Here is a 22,069-nt window from a genome sequence, read left to right as displayed (position 1 = left end):
ATTGTCGCCTGCATTTCGTTGTTAAGCTATCAATCAGAGAAAACAACGCATAATGACGGAGAATCGTGATGGATAAGAAAATCGGGTTTATCGGCTGCGGTAACATGGGCAAAGCCATCCTGGGCGGCCTGATCGCCAGCGGGCAGGTTCTGCCCGGTCAGATTTGGGTCTATACCCCGTCACCGGACAACGTCGCCGCATTGCGCGATCAATACGGGATCAACGCCGCCGAAAGCGCGCAGGAAGTCGCCCAGGTCGCCGATATCGTCTTTGGCGCCGTTAAGCCGAACATCATGATCAAAGTGTTGAGCGACATCACCTCCAGTCTGAATAAAGAGACGCTGGTCGTGTCGATTGCCGCGGGCGTGACGCTCGATCAACTGGCCCGCGCGCTCGGTCATGACCGTAAAATCGTCCGCGCGATGCCCAATACTCCCTCACTGGTTAATGCCGGTATGACCTCCGTCACCCCTAACGCGCTGGTGACCTCAGAAGAGGTGGCTGATGTGCTGAACATTTTCCGCTGCTTCGGTGAGGCGGAAGTGATTGCGGAATCCATGATCCATCCTGTTGTCGGCGTCAGCGGCTCTGCACCTGCATACGTGTTCATGTTTTTAGAAGCCATGGCCGACGCCGCCGTGCTTGGCGGCATGCCGCGTGCGCAGGCGTATAAATTCGCCGCTCAGGCGGTGATGGGTTCCGCCAAAATGGTGCTGGAGACCGGTAAACATCCGGGAGAACTGAAGGACATGGTCTGCTCGCCTGGCGGCACGACCATCGAAGCGGTACGAGTGCTGGAAGAACGTGGATTCCGCTCTGCCGTCATCGAGGCGATGGCAAAATGCATGGAAAAATCAGAGAAGCTGAGTAAATCCTGATTTCTGACCGGGCGTCAGGCGGCCACTTCGGTGCGGCCGCGCCCGGCATTTTTCGCCTTATACAGCGCCACATCTGCCGCCTTCAGCCATTCCCGGTAATGTCGAAACTGCGGCCCCCAGGGGGCAACACCTACGCTGATGCGCAGAGGCTCTTTCGGTGCGCACGGTAAGGACAACGTTTCCAGACGCTCGTGCACCCGAGACATGACGGCGATGGCGCTTTCAGCCGCTGTCTGCGACATAATCACGGCAAACTCATCTCCGCCAAAACGGCCTATCGCATCGCCTGACCTGACTGACATCTGAAGCTGACGGGTAAGAGCAACAATCGCCTTATCGCCCACGTCATGCCCCCAGGTATCATTGATGTTTTTAAAATGGTCGATATCAATCAGCAATATTGTGGCGTTGCAGTGGCTCCGGCGGCAGTGCTCAAACTCATTACGCAGCAGCATTTCCCAGTGTCGTCGGTTAAAGACCCCGGTCATGCCGTCACGGGTACTCATCATTTCCAGCCGCCGCTTATGTTCCGCAAGCCTGATGGCCGTCCGGTGGCTGAGCCAGGCAAACAGCATGGGATAAAGCATGAGCACCGGAAGCGTTAAGCCCCACTCCACGGGATCGGGGTTGAAGACAGTTACTTTCCCGACGAGGGGCAGCGTCACCAGCGCGGTCAGGAGGGTTAACGTTATCCCCACAAGAAACAGGCGGCAGCCACCGGAGCCCATCATGTTCATTCCCACCATCATTACCAGCGCTGCCGTGGGTAATGCATACAGCCCCATCACGCCAATCCAGAGCCCGGCGATAATGGCATCCATCTTAAGGTTGAAAATCTCCTGCTGGTGAGGTGACGCGGCGCGGCAGGATAACTGCCAGGCAAAATGGGGCCAGACGAACGCCCACCCTACCAGGATCAACCACCATCCGCCGGGTAAAAAATGGATGACCAGCATTCCCGCCACGGGGAAAAACATGGCTGCCAGACCAACAGCGCGCGCCAGCCGAACCCGCCGGGCAAACTGGATGCCGGAGCGGTAAGGGTCATCCTGAGAAAGGGTTAAACTCCACTCTTCCCGAATGCGCTTTTTGTTGTAATACGTTTCATCATTCATCATTTTTGGGAATATTCTGAAACATTTTCCCAAATTATAGAGAGGGGGACTGCGGGGAAAGTATGAAATTTCGGGTGAGCAGCCGACGCCACTCACCCGTTAGAACTACACTTGTTTCTTCAGACAGGCACTCATGAACTTGCTGCGATCGTCTCCCTTCAGGGACTGTTCGGTCGCTTTCGCATTACACTCGCGCATTTTTTGCTGCTGCGGCGTCAGACTTTTTTCGCCAGGCTTCGCGGCACCGTTTTTAAGGCAGTCGCTCATATAGGTCTTACGGGCATCGCCTTTCAGACTCTGGGACGTCGCCTGTTGATTACAGGTCGTCATCCGTTGCTGCTGAGGCGTTAGCGTTTTCTCTTCCGCATTCGCCGATGAGATCAGGAACAGGCCGGAGAGCAGAGTAACCAGTAATGTTGTTTTCATTGCACCATCCTTTTGTGAATATTCCCTGTAAGTCTGGTTCGTAACAGGAAAAAAACCACCCGGCAGCGGTGATTTGCCGGGAATTTCTCATTTCAGACCTAACGTACCGGTATTGGCGGTGTCGACATAAAGGATAGGGGAAGTAACGCGATAACACGCGTGCTCTGTTTCACTTTTATTTTCTCCCGGTACAAACAGATAAAAAATAAATACAGAGCAGCGCCAGGCATCCTGCATGACAATTTTGTGAAACGTCAGAACCGTTCGTGACGGCTTAACTGCGCGGATGCCTCAACAGCTTCTTTACGTATTGCTGCAGCAATTCGGCATCCTCTGGTGGAACCTGAGTGTCGGGTCGAGCCTTATCCAGCGCCCCTTCGATGCTATTGATTAACGCCTGCTGATCGGATGTATCCATCCGCCGCAATAGCGCGGTGACGACAATTTCCAGCGCTTCGACCTGGGCAACCAGTTCTTTAGACTCTTCTTCCTTTTGTGCAAGCTTAACCAGCAACTCAGCAATGAGATTCTTCATCGTGCTATTTCCTTATGGGGTTTCCTCTGAAATTAACACCAGGAATGAAATATGCAAAGCGGAGAAAAGTATTATCTTATGTAAAAGTGACATTACCGCCAAATTAGGGTGCCACCCTTATTAGCGAAACGTTTTTCTATAAAAAAACGCCGCATTTAGTTATATAAAAAACGGCTACCATAAGAATATATAATACACCCGCGAAAGGACTATTTCGCTGATTTCGCCTCCGCCATTCGTGTTCGACGGCGCAGGGCAATCGCCAGCTGGATAATATTGATTAAAACGACAATTGCCGTAGCAGCAAATACCCAACGAAAACCTGCCATCGCAGAAACGGATGCGCCAATAAGCGGACCGGCAACGTTGCCTAAATACATAAACGACTGGTTATAACCAAAAATACGTCCGGTGACCTGGTCGCTGGAATATTTGACCAGCAAGGTCTGTACGGCAGGCAACATAGCCCCATCGGCGAAACCGAGTAAAAATCGCAGCACGCCCAGCTGAAGCGGAGAGGTAACAAACGACATCGCGAAAAAGAGCACCACCGCAAAAATCAGCGTCGCCATCAGGATACGCGCCGTGCCGATCCTGTCCCCCAGCTTCCCCAGACGTGGCGCAGAGATCAGCGCGGAAACGCCCGGCACGGCGGCAATCATCCCGCTGAGAAAAGCAATATTATTGCTGTCTGGCTCCATTGATTTAATAAACAGCGCCAGAATGGGCCCCACCGAGCCGTTACAGAGCTGGATCACCATGGTGGTGACAAACAGGCTGATCATTAGCCCTGGGTAAGGCAGCGAGGCGAAGACGGCCTTACCGCTCAGGCGTTCAGACTTGCTGACAACGGGGCGCCCTCCCTCTTTGATCAGAAAGAGCGTGACCAGAAAGCTAACCACCAGCAGGATCGCAGTGATGATAAATACCGCGCGCAGCCCAACGTGGTCTGCCAGAAAGCCGCCCAGCAGCGGGCCACCGATGACGCCACTTATCTGCGCCGTTGAGAGGGTGCTCAGCGCCCAGCCGCTTCGTTCGCGTGGCACCTGAGAGGCCACCAGCGCCATGGCATTCGGAATGTACCCGGACGTCAGCCCCATCACCGCCCGCAGGAAAAACAGCTGCCAGACGTTCGTGGCGAAGGCCTGGAGCAGAATCGCAATCGCCATCCCGAGCGAGGCGCGCAGCAGCATCAGCTTACGGCCTTTCCGATCCGCCAGGCTGCCCCACATCGGAGACACAATGGCGGAGACCAGAAACGTGACGCTGAACGTCAGACCGGACCACATGGAGAGCGCTTCGTGGGAGGTAACCCCCAACTGCGACACGTACAGCGGCAGGAACGGCAGGATCTGGCTAATGGCCAGCCCGGTAAAAAAGCAGCCGAACCAGACCGAGATGAGATTAACTTTCCAGGATTCCATAAAGAAATAGTCTTCATTTTTAGGCGAATTCGCCGTCAGATTAGCAAGTTACGCACGCCGGCGTCGCACCAGAGATGCGGCTTTGCTGACTTTGGTGTTTTATCTTCCCAGTCATCATATTTGTGAAATAAGTCACAAACCATCCACTTTCTGGCGGAAGATTATGCTTCAGCGACAGAGTCCGAAACCGCGCATCCCCAGATGAAAATGGTTGGCATGCGCCGCGTTATACTCCGGCCCCAGACCGTTACCGTAGTAGCCGCAGCTGGCCGCCAGCAGGGCCTTCAGCCATGGCTGCGTTTTTGCCGATTTCCAGCCGTTCAGCACCGTGACGCGCTCCCCGTTCGCCAGCCGAAAAGCGGCGATATCCAGCGCGTCGGCGGTGGCATGCTCACTGCGCCGCGCATCGGGCCGGTGGTAGATATTGCGACAGGCAAAGCTGCCAAGGTGCTCAATGCGCGTCAGCTCATGTCCCGTGAAGCGCTGCGTCAATGGCCGGGCCTGCTGGCTGACAAACAGTGCAGAGCTGAGCGCCAGCGGACAGCTGGCAAGAAAACTGCCGTTCAGACTCACCGGGCCGAAGTCACGCACGCGCACGACGTTGCGCAGCGGACATGTCCCGCCGCCGTCAGCGACCGGTTGGGTGCGGATAAGGTTTCGTTGATTGGCCTGCGTTAACAGGCTCGCGCAGGCTTCGGGGGTTAAACGTCGCAGTTTATACTGGGTAATACGGCCAGGGGGATCGTCCAGGGCCAGCGGTTTAAATGGATTGTAGTAAGACGGCAACCAGCGATAGCCCGCCGTTGCAACTGCCCCCAGGATGAAAACGGTCAGCAGAGTTTTTCCTTTCACGTTCCCCCCTCACTCTTCCCCAAAACATTATGGCAGAAGGCCGCGAAACCCGCAGGGCATCGTGGTATGTTATTGGCTTTTCGTCAGACTGGAAGAGAGTGAGATGGCAAAGCAGCGCGTAGGTATTGTCTTTGGGGGAAAATCAGCGGAACACGAGGTGTCATTGCAATCGGCCAAAAATATCGTTGATGCGATCGATAAAAGCCGGTTTGACGTGGTCCTGCTGGGCATTGATAAACAGGGCCAGTGGCATGTTAACGACGCCAGCCAGTATTTGCTGAATGCCCACGATCCGGCGCACATCGCCCTCAATCCTTCGGACATCAGCGTCGCGACCGTTCCTGGCGTCATGAAGGGACAGCTCATCGACGCCGGCAATGCGCAGGCTCTCACTCAGATCGACGTGGTCTTCCCTATCGTACACGGCACGCTCGGGGAAGATGGTTCCCTGCAGGGGATGTTGCGCATGGCCAACCTGCCGTTCGTCGGATCAGACGTACTGGGATCCGCCGCGTGCATGGACAAAGACGTCACCAAACGCCTGCTGCGCGATGCCGGACTGAATATCGCGCCATTCGTCACGCTCACCCGCGCCAACCGAGACAAGTACAGCTTCGCGCAGGTTAGCGGTCAACTGGGGCTGCCGCTGTTTGTGAAGCCTGCCAACCAGGGGTCATCCGTGGGCGTTAGCAAAGTCGCCAGCGAAGCAGAGTTCACGCAAGCCGTCCGTCTGGCGTTTGAATTTGACCATAAAGTGGTTATTGAGCAAGGGATCAAAGGTCGCGAAATTGAGTGCGCCGTGCTGGGCAATGATTTTCCACAGGCGAGCACCTGCGGTGAAGTGGTCTTAAACAGCGACTTCTACTCCTACGACACCAAATACATTGATGATAAAGGCGCACAGGTCGTTGTTCCTGCGGATATCGATCCGGCGATCAACGACAAGATCCGGGCGATCGCCATCAGCGCCTACCAGACTCTCGGCTGCAGCGGCATGGCGCGCGTGGATGTCTTCCTGACGCCGGAGAACGACGTGGTAATCAATGAAATCAACACGCTGCCGGGCTTCACCAACATCAGCATGTATCCAAAACTGTGGCAGGCCAGCGGGCTTGGCTACTCTGAGCTGATCACCCGCCTGATCGAACTGGCGCTGGAGCGTCACGCCGCCGACAGCGCGCTGAAAAGTTCCGTTAACGGTTAATCGGCCCCCTTCGCCGTCTCTTCCGTCGTCGTCTCTTCCGGGCGACGGCGGATAATCAACCCCGCCAGCCAGAAACTGATCACCCAGGTCACCAGCCCGACGGCATAGGTTTGCCACCCTTTTGCTTCAAATCCTAACAGCCCCACGACGCCGTTAAGAATAAAAATCAGCCCAATAGCAAAGGCATAGTAGTGCCAGTCACGGCGAAGTTTGGACGTGAGCTTCATAACAACTCCGGCAGGAAAAAAAGACATCCTCTCACAGTTTAAGCACGAGGTCTGTGGCATATGCGGAAATTCTGAAACGCGACGCAATTTCACTTAAGTTTAAAAATTGTGACGCGCTGCAGAAATCAATAATCCAGGAGAATTCCTGAGCGTAAATTAACACGATTCTGATATTGACAAATGCAATCACCTGTCAAACTCACCCCGTAAGACGCGTATTAAAACAGAGTTATACCTCGGGAGGTCAACATGGCTGACTTTACATTGTCGAAACCGATTTTTGGCGGCAAACCAAAAACCTCTACGGCGGGTAATATCGCGTATGCCTTGTTTGTCCTTTTCTGCTTCTGGGCAGGCTCCCAGCTGCTCAATATGCTGGTCCATGCGCCAGGTGTTTATGAACACCTGATGCAGGTGCAGGATAACGGGCGTCCGCGAGTGGAGATTGGATTTGGCGTGAGCACGCTGTTCGGTCTCGTTCCTTTCCTCGCGGGGTGTATGATTTTAGGCGTAGTCGCGTTAGTCCTGCGCTTTCGTCGTCGCCATTAAAGCCCCATACAGCGAGCCCGGCGATCGTCCACGCGCTTCGCAAACCAGGCGGTGGTCAGGTTACGTGTGATCTTCGGGCTTTCCAGCTGAATACCCGGCAGGATAGCCCTCGGTAACGTTTTCCCACTCTTCTGCTCCGCAAGGGCAAACACCTTCTTGTAGAGATCCGTTTTCTCGAATGCCAGGCTATCGCCTTTTTCAAGCTGACGGCGGATATCGCTGTTGCTCATATCAAGTGCTGTCGATAATGTCCGTACCGCGCTTTCGGTGCCTCCCGCCTCGCTGCTGCCGTAGGCGATGAGATCGCCGTCCAGCGCCAGCTTGACGCCGCTTGCGCGGCTAAGCGCACTTTGAAACGCCGCGTTACGGCTGGCATACCAGCCCGCATTAAAGTCTGCGAAGCGGTACAGCGGCGCGTTGTAATTCGCCGGATAGTTCAGCAGATGATACGTGCCGAACCACAGTCCGCCGCGCAGTGAGAAGACCTCCTGGCGCACCGTACCGTCAATTTTCCATGGATAGCCGTCGGTATGCTTCTCGGCAAACGCGATGCTCACCTGCATTGGTCCGCCGGTGTGAACCGGGTTGAGCGAGCCAAACAGTTTCTGCCCCATTGGCACCATGTTGATGAAATCATCAAAAATGGCGCTGAGCTGTTTTTCGGTTTTCACCGTGTCCAGCCGGTCGCTGTAGCTTTTACCGTTCGGCGAGGTGATTTTCAGTGCGGTATGCACGAGGAACACCGGGATATGCATCGATTCCGCGCGGCGGTCGATCTCTTTCCAGGCAATTTTATTCAGACCCGGCACCACCGGGTCTGACTGGTACATGGACTCCTGCTGCGCCACCGCCAGCACCGAGCAGATATTTTCCTCGGTCGGGGCAATCTTCTGACTTTCAAAGGTTTTAGCCAGCGCATCTGCCCACGCATTGCGATCCTTCACGCTGGCGGGCATTTTTTGCCGCACAACGCTTGCCACATCCACGGGCTTTTCACCCTTTTTGAGCGGGGCTGCCCCTTTTTCGGCACAGCCCGCCAGCACCAGAGCGGCCAGTAAGGACAGCGATAACGCGCGCGGTACGGCAAAAGACATAGCAACTCCCTGTATTAGCTAAAGGTATTGGTCACTTCCTGCAGGTCACGATCGTCCAGCTCACGCTCAAAGCTGCGCAGACGTTTGTAGATGGACATCAACTCCACCAGCGTGGTCCAGGAGCTGATCAGATACTGGAACGACCCGCGCACCTGACCGAAAACATTGGTGATCTGCGTCATCAGACCGAGCGTAATCGTACCCGCAACAATCGACGGAAACAGCAGGAACAAGCCGAAAACGTTATCCACCTGCAGATACAAAATGCGCGCAATGTTGAAATACATATAGTGGAAGTAAAGGCGGAAGTAGTTACGACGCACGGCACCAAACAGCTCACGGACGGTCGGCGGCGACGCGCGGCTGGCATCATCTTCCCCGTAAACCAGCTCTTTACGATACGCCGCTTCAACGCGCTGATTTTTAAACTCCAGACCCGGCAGCTTGATCCCCACCACCGCCAGCAGGCCCGTGCCCATCAGCGACCAGACAATCGCGGCAATCACCAGACCATACGGCAGATGGCCGACAATCGGCAGATCCGGCACATGCGCAGAGAGCGTCACCAGTACCGGCAGGAAAGCAATCAGCGTCATGATGGCGTTGATGAAACTGACGCCCATATCTTCAAGGGTGGAGGCAAAACGCATGGTGTCTTCCTGCACACGCTGCGCGGCACCTTCGATATGACGCAGATGCTGCCAGTGCGCCATGTAATGTTCGTTCATCGCGGTACGCCAGCGGAAAACATAGTGGCTGACGAAGAAATTGTTCATAACACCAATGATCACCGCAATAAGCGCGATACCGAGGAAGACGCCGACTTCATGGTAGAACTGGTTAATAGTGACCTTGTGCGGCGAACTCAGCGCGGTCTGAATCAGATCGTAGAACGGTGCATACCAGGCGTTTACCGCCACCCCCACTTCCACCAGGAACCACGTCACAAAGATGATCAGCGAGGTACCGAGAATCGACCAGTACTGCCAGCGGTGCGGAGAATAGACAAACCAGAACAGCGCAAACAGCCCTACGCACAGCATGTAGTAGGCGTAAAACAGCAGATAGCTCAGTGACCAGAAGCGCGCTGCGCTAATCGGCACGTCGCCTGTCGCCCCAACTATGCGTGCCAGCCATGCACCGCCGCCCGCCTGCCAGAAAATGACAGCGATGAGTGCCCAAATAAATGCCGACAGGAAGAATGGCCCCGGCTTTGGGAAAAAAGACTTAAACATGATGCTTCCTTCTTGTTGTTATGGTTGTTGCTGTGCTCAACACATGACCAAACGAATACCCTGCCCGGGCCGGAAGACCGGCTCGGGCAAAAAGGTCAGACCCGAGGGTTGATTATTAGTTCGCTTTCCAGTTTTCGAGAATTGTTTCGGTGCGTTTCACCGCGGGAGGGTTCATCGGTGCAATGAAGTTACGCCAGACGTCATTATGGTGGTTAATCAGAATCTGTGCTTCAGCCGCCGGGCGATTCGCGGTGGTATGGGCATCCTCAGCCACGGTAATGTGGTAGCCCCGACTGACGCCGTTTTTAATTGTCGCGTCCACGCAGTAATCCGTGGCGCAGCCGCAGATGACAAACTCACGAATTCCGTGTTCACGTAACAGCGCTTCAAGCGATGTGTTGTAAAAAGAATCACAGGCGGTCTTGGTAACGTAAAGCGCATCAGCCGGTTGATGGAGTTCAGGCAGCAGCGCAAACCCTTCACTTCCTTCTTCCAGCCCCCCGGCCTCGGTATGCTGAATAAAAATGACGGTGTCGGCCGCCTGCGTAAGCTGGTTGATCAGAGAGACACACTTTTCGCGCTGATGACGAGGGGTTTCAAATACCCCGTTTTGCATATCAACCACCATGACCACACGCTTTTCAGACATACCGTTCTCCGTAAGATTGAGTAATACTGGTGCCTATCATAAGCCCGATGCCAGAAAATGGGAGAGCGCTCGCAAGTAAATTATTCATATTTACCCATGGTTACGTTTTTCTGGCTATCGTTATGCTATTCCGGGCATTGCACGGTAGAGATTAGTAGTATAAATACCCATTACTTTCTTCATTCACTTCATGGATGCTTTTCGTTGAAACGTTGTCTGCTCTCTTTTGCCGCGCTGTGTGCGGTGAGCTTCTCCACCGTCCAGGCGGCCCAACCGCTGACGGCGCCCGTTTTGGCTTCAGACATTGCCGATCGCTACGCGAACCTGATCTATTACGGCAGCGGCGCAACCGGGATGGCAATGGTGGTTATTGATGGCAACCAGCGCGTATTCCGCAGCTTCGGTGAAACGCGCCCAGGCAATAACATTCACCCGCAGCTGGATTCCGTCGTTCGCATCGCGTCCTTAACCAAGCTAATGACCAGCGAAATGCTGGTGAAACTGCTCGACCAGGGCGTGGTGAAGCTCGACGATCCGCTCAGCAAATACGCCCCACCGGGTGCACGAGTGCCGACGTATCAGGGAACGCCCATTCGCCTTGTGAACCTCGCGACGCACACCAGCGCGCTACCGCGTGAGCAGCCTGGCGGGGCGGCGCACCGCGACGTGTTTGTCTGGCCCACCCGCGAGCAGCGCTGGAACTACCTGAGCACCGCCACGCTGAAGGCGGCCCCGGGTTCGCAGGCCTCTTACTCAAATCTGGCGTTCGACCTGCTGGCGGATGCCCTCTCAGCGGCCGCAGGCAAACCCTACACGCAGCTGTTTGAAGAGCAGATAACCCGTCCGCTGGGGATGAAAGACACCACCTTTACCCCTTCTCCGGACCAGTGCCGTCGCCTGATGGTGGCGGAGAAAGGCGCAAGCCCGTGTAACAACACGCTGGCGGCAGTGGGGAGCGGCGGGGTCTATTCCACCCCAGGCGACATGATGCGCTGGATGCAGCAGTTCCTCTCATCGGATTTCTACTCGCGCAGCAGCCAGGCCGACCGTATGCAGACCCTGATTTATCAGCGAACTCAGCTGCACCGTGTGGTCGGAATGGACGTACCGGGTAAAGCCGATGCGCTCGGCCTGGGCTGGGTCTATATGGCACCCAAAAATGGCCGTCCGGGTATTATTCAGAAAACCGGCGGCGGTGGCGGGTTCATTACCTATATGGCGATGATCCCGCAGTCCAACGTGGGCGCATTTGTGGTGGTCACCCGCTCCCCGCATACGCGCTTCGTTAATATGAGTGATGGCATTAATAACCTGGTGGCTGAACTGAGTGCCAATAAAGCCCAGGTGCTGACCGCGTCTAACTGATCTTAATATTCCGTGGGCAAGCGGTTGATGCTGACCAGCTTGCCCCGGCTCATATTAATGTAGTTTCCCTGCCGCAGCGCAGCGAGAACCTCTGCAACAACCGAGCGCGAAATACGGGTGCTTTGTTGAATATGATTCATCACACCAATTTTCGAGCGCAACGTTTCATCCCACTCCGCCATATTCAGCAACATGGCGCGGATCTGGTGATAAGAATTATTTCCCACCAGCTGCATATCGCGTTTCGCAAGAATGTAATTTATCCATGATAACCAGGCGAAGGCCTCTTTCCAGAGCGCATTCTGTTGTATGAGCTGACGGGTGGTTTCCGTGGACAAATAAAAACCCGTACAGGGTGTTTTGGCGATAACTTTGTATTCGTGACAGTGTTTAATCATCACGGTGGATAGCCCAAAAATAAATGGCGCTTTCGCGATCCCCAACAGCAATTCATCTGGATAACGATAGATTTCGATTATACCGGTCTGTAATACGACCGTGCGTGACTCATTGCACTCGTGAGAAGTAATGATTTGTTGTGGAGCACATTGAAACGTACTACTGGCTGCTATCAGACACTGTTCGAGCCGGCTTAATTCAGAAAGCGGTTTCGCATTAACGTTCATGCAGACCTCAAGACATCCGTATTGGTCGGTTCAATATTGTTTTTTGTTTTTATCGTAAAAAAGCGGGGGATATTCTCCCCCGCTTTCAGGAATTACCAGGTATATTTCACACCCAAATTGGCGCCCCAGTTCTGGTCAACGTCACCGCCGCCAAGATACGTGGCATCCGTGTACGCGCTGAAGTTCTTCGTGAAGCTGAACTGCGTACCCAGCCCTACACGCACCGCAGAGCCTTTAACGCCGTTGTCGATGCTGTCGTCGTTGATATCCGCAGTGTTATCAGCATCATCATAGACATAGGCCAGCTTGAAGTAAGGCGTCAGCGCCTGCTCGCCACCGTAGTTGAAGGTATAACCCGCATCCAGGCCGAGTTCATAGCGCAGGCTATCGTAAGATTGCCCATCAACGCGCATGTCATTACTCAGGCGATAATCATCCCCGGACTGGAACAGACCGGATACCGCCGCGTAAGGGGTTACGTAGCCAGACAGGTTTGGTTTCCAGTCATAGCCCAGCTTCATGCCAAAGCCAACCGCATCGGTGGTCGTGTCACCGTCAACGTATTGACCGTTGCTCATGGTAGCTGAAAGGTCGTTGTTAAAGCGGGTGTAGCTCAGGGAGCTGTCGAGGAACATATCGTTCGCAAACTTCGCAGAGGCATAGATCATTGCCGTCTGGCTGTCCTGATCGACCTGACCGGTACGATCGCTGATATCCCCCTTCGCGAAGCCTGCTGCACCGCCGACGATCCACTTCGCATTGTTACCGTCAATCTGGGTGTCCAGACCGACCATAATGCCGCTCACGTCCTGATCGTAGCTGATAACGCCATTGTCACCGTCGTAGTTGCCACCGAAGTAGCTCACCCAGGCTCCGCCATTGTCCGCCAGGCCATGACGGCTGTTGGTCAGACGCGAACCGACGGTATCCTGCTGCAGATTCCAGATATTGGTATTGGCAGAAGGAATGCTCAGCGCCATGTTGGCGTAGTCGCTCAGCGCTTTCTGCTCAAGGACAACGGTATCACCCTGCTGCTGTGCCTGATAGGTGTAAGCCCCTAAATCCGCTTTGTTTGCGGCAGTAAAGTGGGCTGCGGTATCCGGATTGTTATCATAAACACGGACGATCTCTTTGTTTTTGTAATCAGCGACGGAGCCTGCGCCGGTCGCATCATCAATGCGCACTTTATAGTTACCGGCAACGTCACCGTTCACCGCCAGATGGCCGTCTGAGTTCAGTGCGACGACACCATAGTCGTAGTCCGCGCTGTAACGATCGTTAGTGATATAACGCGCGTTATTCAGATCGCTGTTCAGCACATAATCACGGCTGGCTACGTTCAGTACGCCGCCGTCGGTCAGCACCATATTGTGCGTGTCGACCTGACCCAGACCCAGCGCCAGCTCGGCACCGTTATCGACGGTGATCGTATTCGCATACAGCGCGGCCGTCTCTTCGGTCAGAGCTGCACGGCTATCGCTGTCCAGATAGAGGCTGTCGGTCGCTACGCCGCCGCTGTCGCCAATATTCAGCGATGAAGCATTGTTTAAGGTAATGGAGTCCGCCAGCAGGCCAGCGTTTTCAACGTTGACCTGAGAGCGGTTATTCACCGCCAGCGCGTCGATGTTAGAGATCTTACGGGTATCCCACTCGGAACCGTTGTCCAGCGTTACGTTGAACAGGCCGCTCTGGTAGACCGCTTCGCCCGCTACGTGGCCGTTGCTGTCAAAGGTGGAGTCAGGTCAGATGCTATTAGGCGCCAGCGCATGCCAGTCAACGTTGCTGTAACCCAGACCGTACATCTGCGAAGTGCCAATGGCTTCAACGCTGGACTGCGCCGCACCGACCCACTTGCTGCCGTTGGTCAGCGTCACGTCCAGCCTGTCGGTGCCATCCCAGCCGTTAGTGGTTGGGTTATAGACGCCATCATCGGTGGTATCGGTTGCCGGATCGCCATTTTCGTAGAAGTTGTTATCGAAGGTGCTGGCGAACAGGATGTCGCCGGTGACGGTAGAATGGTCGAACGTGGCGGTGGTCTGCATGGCGTTGTCAGACGCGCTGGCCGCAACGATCAGCGCCGCGTCATCCGCGCCCGTGGCGTGGGTTTCACCGTAGTCGCTCGGCTTAGCCGTTTGACCGTAGAATCCGCTGGTACCCAGATCGCTGTAGGCGCCTGACGTCAGCACGGAGTCTTTAACCACCAGCGTATCGGTGAACACGTTTGCGCTGTTCGCCACGCCTTCAACGCCGTCATACGGAGTATTATCGAGCTCCTGATATCCCTGCGTTAGCGTAATGCCCGCAACGTGGGAATTATTCTGGATAACAATATCAGACTCCACGTCCAGCGTAATCGCGTTACCGAGAGCGTAGGTATCCAGGTAATGGGTTTCCGATGTTTCGCCCTTCACGACGTCATAAGCGTAATGCTCGTAAGCGTCGTTGATCGTGCTGTTATCGACAGTCAGGCTAAAACGATCGAACTGACTATGCGCGGTACCGTCGGCGTCTACGCCGTCGGCACAGTTTGCGGTCATACACTCAGAGGTAATCATACCGTTGATGGTGCTGTTAGAAATGCTGAGCGCATTTGAATGACCATTGATGCCGTCATCCAGATAATACGTCGAAATAACGCCATTCACCGTTGATTTATTGATCACCGGATAAATATCACCGTCGTGGCTGGCATCGGTGTAATCCCAGTCAGCATAACCATAATACCACGGGGTTGAGGCGGCGTTATCATATCCAAATGTATTATACGTCGTACCGGAAATATCTTTCGCATTGGCCTGAGAAGCGATAGCCAGGGTACAGGCTAATGCAAGTTGAGATACAACCAGTTTCTTTTTCCATGTTTGCATTGGGTCATCCCTCCTCAGGGACGTAAGCAAGTTTGTCCGTCAAATCATTGTGCAATATTCAATTGCGGAGAGAATTATGCAGTTGCATTTAGAAAAGGTTCAATGAATGATTCCATTAAGTCCGCATACAGACAAAAAAACAGAAAAAAGGTCAAACACACAGCAGGCATTCATTATAAACATTATAAAAACAGAAAGTTGAAAATTAATTTCATAACTCACATTAATATTATTAAAATAAATAGATCATTATTTTTTATATATTCCATCTGATATAGAAATCATACTAATCATTCCCCTTTTCCTGAAAAAACAGACCGCGCGAGTGTAGAGTGAAAAAAGGTTCTTCAGCCGTCAATTTGAGAAAAGAAAAAAGCCTACTTTCGTAAAACAACGGCCTTCACTTTGAGGTACACTAGGCCTCTTTGTTCCACAAACATCAGGCATCCCATGACCGATTTAATTGCACGTCCCCGCCGTCTGCGCAAGTCACCTGCACTGCGCGCTATGTTTGAAGAGACAACCCTGACCTTAAACGATCTGGTGTTGCCGATTTTTGTTGAAGAAGAGATCGATGACTACAAAGCCATCGAAGCCATGCCGGGCGTGATGCGCATTCCGGAAAAATATCTGGCGCGCGAGATCGAACGTATCGCCAACGCGGGGATCCGCTCGGTGATGACCTTTGGCATCTCCCATCATACCGACGCCACCGGCAGCGATGCGTGGAAAGAAGATGGCCTTGTCGCCCGTATGTCCCGCATCTGCAAAGAGACCGTGCCGGAAATGGTCGTCATGTCAGACACCTGCTTCTGCGAATACACCTCTCACGGCCACTGCGGCGTGCTGTGCGATCATGGCGTGGATAACGATGCCACCCTGCTGAATCTCGGCAAGCAGGCCGTGGTCGCGGCCGCTGCGGGTGCAGATTTCATCGCCCCCTCTGCCGCGATGGATGGACAGGTTCAGGCGATTCGTCAGGCGCTGGATGCGGCAGGCTTCACCGACACCGCCATCATGTCCTACTCCACCAAATTTGCCTCCTCCTTCTACGGCCCGTTCCGTGAAGCGGCTGGCACGGCGCTGAAGGGCGACCGTAAAACCTATCAGATGAACCCGCTGAACCGCCGGGAAGCGATTCGCGAATCCCTGCTGGATGAAGCTCAGGGCGCAGACTGCCTGATGGTCAAACCGGCTGGCGCGTATCTTGATATTCTGCGCGACATCCGCGAACGCACTGAACTGCCGCTTGGCGCTTACCAGGTGAGCGGCGAGTACGCGATGATCAAATTCGCCGCGCAGGCGGGAGCGATTGACGAAGAGAAAGTGATCCTAGAAAGCCTGGGTGCGATCAAACGTGCGGGCGCGGACCTGATCTTCAGCTACTTCGCGCTGGATCTGGCTGAGAAAAAAATCCTCCGCTAATCTTCACCAAACTGCAATACAACCGACATCTGCTCCTTCTACTGTCTTCGCAAGACGGCAGGAGGAGTAACCATGTTTAGCCTCGATAGCGTTCTCGACGATCTTTGGCCTCAGGCGAGGCCTGCACCCTGGCAAAAAAGTCTGTTAAAAAGACTGTTTTACGAAGAAGAATTCCAGCAGTTTGCCGCCGCGCACCGCCACCTCAAAGGACTGGACATGGTGGAGCAAGTTCTGGAGCACCTTGATATTCTCTGCACCGTTTCCGCCCGCGATCTCGAACAAATCCCCGAACATGGCCCGCTGGTCATTATTGCCAACCACCCGACGGGTACGCTGGACGGGCTGGCGCTGTTGTACGCCGTCTCCCGCGTACGCCGTGACGTAAAAGTCGTGACCAACCGGATGCTGACCCACCTTGAGCCTCTCAGTTCACTCTTTATCCCGGTGGACAATATGGGGGGCAGGACGGCGAAATCCTCCCTGGTGCAGATGGAACAACATCTGCAAAATGCGGGCGTACTGATCTTCTTCCCGGCGGGAGAAGTTTCACGTCCGACGCGCAAAGGCATTCACGATAAAAAATGGCACCCGGGCTTTATCAAGCTCGCCAGCAAGCTGCGCGCGCCGCTGCTGCCGGTGCATATTCAGGCGCACAATAGTCTCCTCTTTTATGCCAGCACACTGGTGTCGCCGACATTGTCGATGCTGCTGTTAATGCAGCAGATGTTCCGCCGCCGCCATAGCCAGCTGCCGATTAAAATCGGCCAGCAGATCGCCTGGCATCACTGGCACAGCGCCACCCTTTCGTCGCGTGAGATGGCCGAGCAGTGCCGTCAGCACGTGATGCGTCTTGGCAAGGGAATGCCTGGCGTCTTTAAAACCCAGTGCGCCATTGCTCGTCCGGAGGACCGGGCGACTCTGAAACGCGCGCTGGCGCAGGCCGAGTGTCTGGGCAAAACCGGCGACGATAAGCTCATCTATCTGTGGCAGCGCAACGGCCAGGAAGAGGCTCCGCTGCTGCGCGAGCTGGGCCGCCTGCGCGAAATTGCGTTTCGTGCGGTGGAGGAAGGGAGCGGCAAGCGCCGGGACACCGACCGTTACGATGACGATTATCTGCACCTGATCCTGTGGGATGATGAGGATCTGGAGATCGTGGGGGCGTATCGCTTTATGCCCACCGCAAAGCAGATTGCGCATCGGGGTCCGGAAGGGTTGTACAGCTACAGCCTGTTCCACTACGACGATAAAATGCAGGACGTGCTGGAGCACGGCATTGAACTGGGTCGCAGCTTTATTCAGCCGCGCTACTGGGGACGCCGCGGCCTGGATTATCTCTGGTCCGGGATTGGGGCTTATCTGGCACGTTATCCGCACTACCGTTATCTGTTTGGCCCGGTCTCGATCTCCGGAGGCTTACCGCCAGCGGCGCGGGATCTGCTGGTGGCATTTTACCGTCTGTGGTTCCCGGCAAGCCATCCGCTGGCCGCGTCGCGCCAGCCTTATCCTGCATCGTTACCGGACGTATTGGCACAGTTTGGCGGCGTGGATTACGTGGACGATCTGACGAAGCTGAAATCCCTGCTCGGCAATCTGGGCTGCGGCATTCCGCCACTCTACAAGCAGTATTCCGAGCTGTGCGAACCGGGTGGCGTGCAGTTTATTGATTTTGGCAGCGACCCGGCGTTCAACAACTGCGTAGACGGGCTGGTGCTGGTGGATTTGTGCTATCTGAAGACGAACCGCTATCAGCGGTATATAGGGGTACACTCTTTGTAGGCCGGGTAAGCGCAGCGCCACCCGGCAAAAACGGTGCACAATTGCCGGGTGGCGGCTACGCCTTACCCGACCTACAGGTACTAGAGGATCAAGGGCGATAAAACGGCTTATCCCCCAAAATCGTCGCCCGCTGCATAATCCGACGCTGCGGCAGATAATCCGCATTGGCATAGTGCTGCGTCACGCGGTTATCCCAGATCGCGAGATCGTTCTCCTGCCAGCGCCAGCGCACCTGAAACTCCGGTTTGGTGATATGCGCAAACAGGAAGCGTAGCAGCGCCTCGCTCTCTTTTTCCGTCACGTCCACAATGCGCGTGGTAAACCCTTCGTTCACGAATAACGCCTGCTTGCCCGTGACCGGATGGGTACGCACCACCGGGTGCAGCAGCGGAGGATGTTTTGCAACCGCATCCAGCCAGCGCTGATGCTCCTCTTCGCTTTTACGGTACTTGTATTCCTGGAACGATTTTTTGAAATCGTGCTCCGCCCGCAGACCACTCAGCAGCGTCCGGAACGGTGCGGACAGCGCCTCGAAAGCCGCAATACCGCTCGCCCACAGCGTATCGCCTCCGGTCTCCGGCAGCAATTTTGCCGCGAGGATCGCCCCTGCGGGCGGCGTCTCGATAAAGGTCACATCGGTGTGCCAGTTGTCATTATCCGGCGGATTATCGTTATGGGTATCCAGGACGATAATCTCCTCCACCCCTTCCGCATGCGGATAGACCGGATGGATATGCAGATCGCCAAAGCGTAGCGCCAGCGCGCGCTGCTGCTGCGGGGTGATCGCCTGCTCGCGCAGGAACACCACCTGATGGCGCAGCACCGCGTGATACAGCTGCTCGAACTGGTTATCGCTCAGCGGACGGGTTACATCCAGGCCCGACACCTGCGCGCCAATATACGGCCCCAGCGGGGTAATGGTCAGACGTTCACTCATTGTATTTCTCCATGCCAGGGCGTCAGACGACGCTGTAGAGCGCGCAGCCCCAGCTCTAATCCGAAGGCGATCGCGGCAATGACCGCGATCCCAGCCAGCACCACGTCAGTCGCCAGGAACTCTCCCGCCGACTGCACCATAAACCCTAATCCTCGCGTGGCGGCGATCAGCTCTGCCGCCACCAGCGTGGACCACCCCACGCCGAGGCCGATGCGCAGCCCGGTTAAGATCTCCGGCAGCGCGCCCGGTAAAATCACGAACAGCAGCACCTGTGTCCGGCTGGCGCCCAGCGACTGCGCCGCGCGGATCCGCACCTGCTGGGCACTTTTGACGCCCGCCAGCGCCGACATCGCAACCGGGGCGAAAATCGCCAGATAGATCAGCAGGATTTTTGACGTTTCACCGATGCCAAACCAAATTACCATCAGCGGCAGATAGGCCAGCGGCGGCACCGGGCGGTAAAGCTCAATCAGCGGATCGAGGATGCCGCGCACCGTCGGGCTTAAGCCCATCGCGATGCCAACCGGAATGCCGATCATCACCGCAGCCAGCAGCGCCACCAGAATGCGCGTCAGGCTTGCGCCCAAATGCTGCCAGAGCGTGGCATCCATAAACCCCTGCGGCCCGGCGATGGCAATAAGTTTGGCCAGCACCTGTCCCGGCGGCGGCAGAAACAGCGGGCTGATCCACTGCAGTGCCGCCACCAGCCACCACACCGCCAGTAACACCAGCAGCGTCCCGACGCTCAACGTGAGCTGGCGGGAGAACGGCCAGCGTAGCGCCTGACGCGTGCGGCGCGTTTTTTCACTGAAGACGATGCTCATGAGAAAGCCTCCCGTTGGTCAAACACGCGGCTTAGGATGTACTCACGCTGGTCGATAAACTGCGGATCGGATTTGATGCTGCGCACGGGTTCTCCGGCGACATAACGGCGCGCGAACTCGAGCGGCAAGCGTTCCACCACGCGCCCCGGCCCCGGCGATAACAGCACCAGCTCGGTCGCCATAAACACCGCTTCTTCGATGTCGTGGGTGATCAACAGGACCTGCTTACCCGTCTCATGCCAGAGACGCAACAGCAGGGTTTGCATCTGCTCGCGGGTGAAGGCGTCCAGCGCGCCGAACGGCTCGTCCAGCAGCAACAGCTGCGGGTTTGCCGCCAGCGCACGGGCAATGCCGACACGCTGGCGCTGACCGCCGGAAAGCTGCCAGATAAAGCGTTTTTCCGCCCCTTCGAGACCCACTTTTTTCAGCATCTGCCGTGCCGTTTCCAGCCGCTGTTCGCGGTTCACCCCCGCAAGCTGTAGCCCAAATGCCACGTTTTCCTGCACGTTGCGCCAGGGGAGCAAACCTTCATTCTGGAAAACCACGCCGCGCTCGGCGCCGGGGCCTTCCACCTTTTTGCCTTCCAGTTGGATGGTGCCACGCTGATAAGGGACAAAACCGGCAATCAGATTCAGTAGCGTAGTTTTCCCACACCCGGAGGGGCCCAGCACCACCAGCAGTTCACCGCTGGCCAGCGTCAGGTTGATCTCCTCCAGCGCAGGTTTGCCGCCGTAATCGGCATACAGGTTCGTTATGCTCAGCATGGCGGACTCCTTATTTCACAAAGCGGTCGGTGACGTACTGGCTGTAATCCGCCGCTACCGAGGGCACTTTGCCCTGCGCTTTCAGGAAGGTGGCGGTATCGACAATCGCTTTGTTCACCGGCCCGGTCAGCTGCTGCACCTGCTGCGCAGGGGTCAGGTAGGTATTGCCTTTCACCAGCCCCGGCACGTCCGCTTCCGGCACGCCGCTCAGTCGGGCGAGTTTTTCCAGATTGGCGGGCTGCTTCAGCCATTCATCGGGGTTACTGATATAGGGCTGCTGGGCGTCGAGGGCGCTTTTGGCAAAGGCTTTCACCACCTCGGGATGTTTCTCAGCAAAGTCTTTGCGCACGACCCACACGTCGAGCGTCGGCGCGCCCCACTGGCCCACCTTTTCGGAGTCGGTCAGCACGGTGCCGTCTTTTTCCAGTTCGTTCACGGCTGGGGCCCAGACATAGGCTCCGTCAATATCCCCACGCTGCCAGGCCGCGATTATCGCGGGTGGCTGGAGATTAAGAATCTGAACCTGCCCCGGCTTGATGCCCCAGTGTTTGAGCGCCGCCAGCAGGCTGTAGTGGGTGGTAGAGATAAACGGCACGGCGATGCGCTTGCCGATCAGGTCTTCCGGTTTGGTGATGTTTTTCTTCACCACCAGCGCTTCAGAGTTACCGAGCTGCGAGGCGAGCAGGAACACCTCAATCGGCACCTGCTGGCTGGCCGCGACCGCCAGCGGGCTGGATCCGATATTGCCGATCTGCACGTCGCCGGAGGCTAACGCACGCACGACGGACGCCCCGCTGTCGAACTTGCGCCAGTCGACGTTCGCGCCGCTCGCTTTGGCAAAGGTGTTATCCGCCTGCGCAACTTTCGCCGGTTCCGCAGAGGTTTGATACGCGACGGTGACGTCTACCGCCTGCGCCTGAAAGGCCCACAGCGCCAGCGCGCCGAGAAGTGTGATTCGCGATGAAATTGCCATAGTATCTGCTCCCCTTGTTGTTATGAGGGCAGTATTTCCGGCGCGGGAATTTTGATAAAGGAATTAAAACGCATCGCTCATAACGATTCGTTTTTAGATAAAAAGTGGGAAAGGATAGTTGGTTTTGTGCGATTCGTTTTTTCCCCTCTCCCTGTGGGCTTAGGAATCTCCAGCAATTTTTTCCTGAAGCGATGAATGTAGCATCAGAATAATGAATGCCTTACAGCGGCGCCCTGGTCCGGCTGTAAATCGCCGAAGCGTTTCCGTAAGGCCGGGGCGAGGCGCACGGATGCGCCGAGAGGGCGTGGCCTGCAGGGATGCAGG

Annotated in this window: 20 protein-coding genes and 1 pseudogene; 6 read left to right on the top strand and 15 right to left on the bottom strand. The window is 55.7% G+C overall.

Going from position 1 to position 22,069, the window contains the following annotated elements; genetic code table 11:
- Nucleotides 1–68 precede the first annotated feature (68 nt).
- Nucleotides 69–878 (top strand): pyrroline-5-carboxylate reductase, encoded by an 810-nt coding sequence (gene proC / locus ACOTY9_RS17085; RefSeq protein ID WP_014882733.1) that lies wholly within the window; start codon nucleotides 69–71, stop codon nucleotides 876–878.
- 14 nt (nucleotides 879–892) lie between these two features.
- On the opposite strand, the gene adrA is transcribed toward proC, so the two are convergent.
- The 5 genes from adrA to ACOTY9_RS17060 form a co-directional block, all read right to left on the bottom strand.
- Nucleotides 893–1,996 (bottom strand): diguanylate cyclase AdrA, encoded by a 1,104-nt coding sequence (gene adrA, locus ACOTY9_RS17080; RefSeq protein ID WP_248196163.1) that lies wholly within the window; start codon nucleotides 1,994–1,996, stop codon nucleotides 893–895.
- 102 nt (nucleotides 1,997–2,098) lie between these two features.
- Entirely contained in the window at nucleotides 2,099–2,419 is a 321-nt protein-coding gene (gene psiF, locus ACOTY9_RS17075; RefSeq protein ID WP_014882731.1) for a phosphate starvation-inducible protein PsiF, read from the bottom strand.
- Nucleotides 2,420–2,693: 274 nt separating this feature from the next.
- A complete protein-coding gene (iraP, locus tag ACOTY9_RS17070; protein ID WP_014882730.1) occupies nucleotides 2,694–2,954 on the bottom strand; it encodes an anti-adapter protein IraP in 261 nt (86 codons plus the stop codon).
- A 209-nt stretch (nucleotides 2,955–3,163) separates the two neighbouring features.
- On the bottom strand, nucleotides 3,164–4,378 hold the full coding sequence (locus tag ACOTY9_RS17065) for a multidrug efflux MFS transporter (RefSeq protein WP_023332216.1): 1,215 nt from the start codon (nucleotides 4,376–4,378) through the stop codon (nucleotides 3,164–3,166).
- A gap of 168 nt (nucleotides 4,379–4,546) precedes the next feature.
- Entirely contained in the window at nucleotides 4,547–5,230 is a 684-nt protein-coding gene (locus ACOTY9_RS17060) for an extensin family protein (protein ID WP_014882728.1), read from the bottom strand.
- Between the two features lie 103 nt (nucleotides 5,231–5,333).
- On the opposite strand from ACOTY9_RS17060, the gene ddlA reads away from it, so the two are divergent.
- Nucleotides 5,334–6,434 (top strand): D-alanine--D-alanine ligase, encoded by a 1,101-nt coding sequence (gene ddlA / locus ACOTY9_RS17055; protein ID WP_014882727.1) that lies wholly within the window; start codon nucleotides 5,334–5,336, stop codon nucleotides 6,432–6,434.
- Here ddlA and ACOTY9_RS17050 read toward each other — a convergent pair.
- The gene (locus tag ACOTY9_RS17050; protein WP_014882726.1) at nucleotides 6,431–6,661 is read right to left on the bottom strand and encodes a DUF2754 family protein; all 231 of its coding nucleotides are present in this window, start codon (nucleotides 6,659–6,661) and stop codon (nucleotides 6,431–6,433) included. The genes ddlA and ACOTY9_RS17050 overlap by 4 nt on opposite strands.
- 249 nt (nucleotides 6,662–6,910) lie before the next feature.
- Here ACOTY9_RS17050 and ACOTY9_RS17045 point away from each other — a divergent pair, with 249 nt between their 5' ends.
- Nucleotides 6,911–7,210: a DUF2755 family protein gene (locus tag ACOTY9_RS17045; RefSeq protein WP_014882725.1), complete on the top strand. Its 300-nt coding sequence runs from the start codon at nucleotides 6,911–6,913 to the stop codon at nucleotides 7,208–7,210.
- Here the strand turns inward: ACOTY9_RS17045 and ACOTY9_RS17040 are convergent.
- From ACOTY9_RS17040 to ACOTY9_RS17030, 3 genes are all read right to left on the bottom strand, one after another.
- Nucleotides 7,207–8,304, bottom strand: coding sequence for a DUF1615 domain-containing protein (locus ACOTY9_RS17040; protein WP_023332214.1), 1,098 nt, complete (start codon nucleotides 8,302–8,304; stop codon nucleotides 7,207–7,209). The genes ACOTY9_RS17045 and ACOTY9_RS17040 overlap by 4 nt on opposite strands.
- Nucleotides 8,305–8,318: 14 nt before the next feature.
- Nucleotides 8,319–9,539, bottom strand: a complete 1,221-nt coding sequence (sbmA, locus tag ACOTY9_RS17035) for a peptide antibiotic transporter SbmA (RefSeq protein WP_088126506.1) — start codon at nucleotides 9,537–9,539, stop codon at nucleotides 8,319–8,321.
- 115 nt (nucleotides 9,540–9,654) lie between these two features.
- Nucleotides 9,655–10,188: an isochorismatase family protein gene (locus ACOTY9_RS17030; RefSeq protein WP_014882722.1), complete on the bottom strand. Its 534-nt coding sequence runs from the start codon at nucleotides 10,186–10,188 to the stop codon at nucleotides 9,655–9,657.
- Between the two features lie 204 nt (nucleotides 10,189–10,392).
- On the opposite strand from ACOTY9_RS17030, the gene ampH reads away from it, so the two are divergent.
- Entirely contained in the window at nucleotides 10,393–11,553 is a 1,161-nt protein-coding gene (ampH, locus tag ACOTY9_RS17025; protein WP_045269296.1) for a D-alanyl-D-alanine-carboxypeptidase/endopeptidase AmpH, read from the top strand.
- Nucleotides 11,554–11,555: 2 nt separating this feature from the next.
- On the opposite strand, the gene ACOTY9_RS17020 is transcribed toward ampH, so the two are convergent.
- Nucleotides 11,556–12,179, bottom strand: coding sequence for a helix-turn-helix domain-containing protein (locus ACOTY9_RS17020; protein ID WP_348565973.1), 624 nt, complete (start codon nucleotides 12,177–12,179; stop codon nucleotides 11,556–11,558).
- A gap of 92 nt (nucleotides 12,180–12,271) precedes the next feature.
- A pseudogene (locus tag ACOTY9_RS17015) lies at nucleotides 12,272–15,046 on the bottom strand (autotransporter outer membrane beta-barrel domain-containing protein).
- A gap of 450 nt (nucleotides 15,047–15,496) precedes the next feature.
- Here ACOTY9_RS17015 and hemB point away from each other — a divergent pair.
- Together hemB and ACOTY9_RS17005 are read left to right on the top strand one after the other, a co-directional pair.
- Nucleotides 15,497–16,471: a porphobilinogen synthase gene (gene hemB / locus ACOTY9_RS17010; protein ID WP_008503294.1), complete on the top strand. Its 975-nt coding sequence runs from the start codon at nucleotides 15,497–15,499 to the stop codon at nucleotides 16,469–16,471.
- Nucleotides 16,472–16,543: 72 nt separating this feature from the next.
- On the top strand, nucleotides 16,544–18,247 hold the full coding sequence (locus tag ACOTY9_RS17005; protein WP_252070336.1) for a lysophospholipid acyltransferase family protein: 1,704 nt from the start codon (nucleotides 16,544–16,546) through the stop codon (nucleotides 18,245–18,247).
- An 88-nt stretch (nucleotides 18,248–18,335) separates the two neighbouring features.
- Here the strand turns inward: ACOTY9_RS17005 and tauD are convergent, their stop codons facing one another.
- From tauD to tauA, 4 genes are read right to left on the bottom strand one after another with little or no spacing between them, the layout of a single operon-like run.
- Nucleotides 18,336–19,184: a taurine dioxygenase gene (gene tauD / locus ACOTY9_RS17000; RefSeq protein WP_023332207.1), complete on the bottom strand. Its 849-nt coding sequence runs from the start codon at nucleotides 19,182–19,184 to the stop codon at nucleotides 18,336–18,338.
- The gene (tauC, locus tag ACOTY9_RS16995; protein WP_014882718.1) at nucleotides 19,181–20,008 is read right to left on the bottom strand and encodes a taurine ABC transporter permease TauC; all 828 of its coding nucleotides are present in this window, start codon (nucleotides 20,006–20,008) and stop codon (nucleotides 19,181–19,183) included. Before tauC ends, tauD begins: the two co-directional genes overlap by 4 nt.
- On the bottom strand, nucleotides 20,005–20,772 hold the full coding sequence (tauB, locus tag ACOTY9_RS16990; RefSeq protein ID WP_014882717.1) for a taurine ABC transporter ATP-binding subunit: 768 nt from the start codon (nucleotides 20,770–20,772) through the stop codon (nucleotides 20,005–20,007). The genes tauC and tauB overlap by 4 nt, the downstream gene beginning before the upstream one ends.
- 10 nt (nucleotides 20,773–20,782) lie before the next feature.
- Nucleotides 20,783–21,745, bottom strand: coding sequence for a taurine ABC transporter substrate-binding protein (gene tauA / locus ACOTY9_RS16985; protein WP_200924908.1), 963 nt, complete (start codon nucleotides 21,743–21,745; stop codon nucleotides 20,783–20,785).
- Between the last annotated feature and the right edge of the window lie 324 nt (nucleotides 21,746–22,069).

The sequence above is a fragment of the Enterobacter cloacae complex sp. SHL012 genome (assembly GCF_049237505.1).
GTDB classification, from domain to species: Bacteria; Pseudomonadota; Gammaproteobacteria; order Enterobacterales; family Enterobacteriaceae; genus Enterobacter; species Enterobacter kobei.
Note: the sequence above shows the minus strand (reverse complement) of the source record. Positions and strands in the feature narration are given on the sequence as shown.

Bases quoted from the DNA above. Each gene is read 5' to 3' on its own strand.
- ddlA (WP_014882727.1), top strand. From the start codon at position 5,334: ATGGCAAAGCAGCGCGTAGGTATTGTCTTTGGGGGAAAATCAGCGGAA.
- adrA (WP_248196163.1), bottom strand. From the start codon at position 1,996: ATGATGAATGATGAAACGTATTACAACAAAAAGCGCATTCGGGAAGAG.
- tauB (WP_014882717.1), bottom strand. From the start codon at position 20,772: ATGCTGAGCATAACGAACCTGTATGCCGATTACGGCGGCAAACCTGCG.
- psiF (WP_014882731.1), bottom strand. From the start codon at position 2,419: ATGAAAACAACATTACTGGTTACTCTGCTCTCCGGCCTGTTCCTGATC.
- tauC (WP_014882718.1), bottom strand. From the start codon at position 20,008: ATGAGCATCGTCTTCAGTGAAAAAACGCGCCGCACGCGTCAGGCGCTA.
- ACOTY9_RS17020 (WP_348565973.1), bottom strand. From the start codon at position 12,179: ATGAACGTTAATGCGAAACCGCTTTCTGAATTAAGCCGGCTCGAACAG.
- tauD (WP_023332207.1), bottom strand. From the start codon at position 19,184: ATGAGTGAACGTCTGACCATTACCCCGCTGGGGCCGTATATTGGCGCG.
- iraP (WP_014882730.1), bottom strand. From the start codon at position 2,954: ATGAAGAATCTCATTGCTGAGTTGCTGGTTAAGCTTGCACAAAAGGAA.
- ACOTY9_RS17050 (WP_014882726.1), bottom strand. From the start codon at position 6,661: ATGAAGCTCACGTCCAAACTTCGCCGTGACTGGCACTACTATGCCTTT.
- ACOTY9_RS17065 (WP_023332216.1), bottom strand. From the start codon at position 4,378: ATGGAATCCTGGAAAGTTAATCTCATCTCGGTCTGGTTCGGCTGCTTT.
- hemB (WP_008503294.1), top strand. From the start codon at position 15,497: ATGACCGATTTAATTGCACGTCCCCGCCGTCTGCGCAAGTCACCTGCA.
- tauA (WP_200924908.1), bottom strand. From the start codon at position 21,745: ATGGCAATTTCATCGCGAATCACACTTCTCGGCGCGCTGGCGCTGTGG.
- ACOTY9_RS17040 (WP_023332214.1), bottom strand. From the start codon at position 8,304: ATGTCTTTTGCCGTACCGCGCGCGTTATCGCTGTCCTTACTGGCCGCT.
- proC (WP_014882733.1), top strand. From the start codon at position 69: ATGGATAAGAAAATCGGGTTTATCGGCTGCGGTAACATGGGCAAAGCC.
- ACOTY9_RS17005 (WP_252070336.1), top strand. From the start codon at position 16,544: ATGTTTAGCCTCGATAGCGTTCTCGACGATCTTTGGCCTCAGGCGAGG.
- sbmA (WP_088126506.1), bottom strand. From the start codon at position 9,539: ATGTTTAAGTCTTTTTTCCCAAAGCCGGGGCCATTCTTCCTGTCGGCA.
- ACOTY9_RS17045 (WP_014882725.1), top strand. From the start codon at position 6,911: ATGGCTGACTTTACATTGTCGAAACCGATTTTTGGCGGCAAACCAAAA.
- ACOTY9_RS17030 (WP_014882722.1), bottom strand. From the start codon at position 10,188: ATGTCTGAAAAGCGTGTGGTCATGGTGGTTGATATGCAAAACGGGGTA.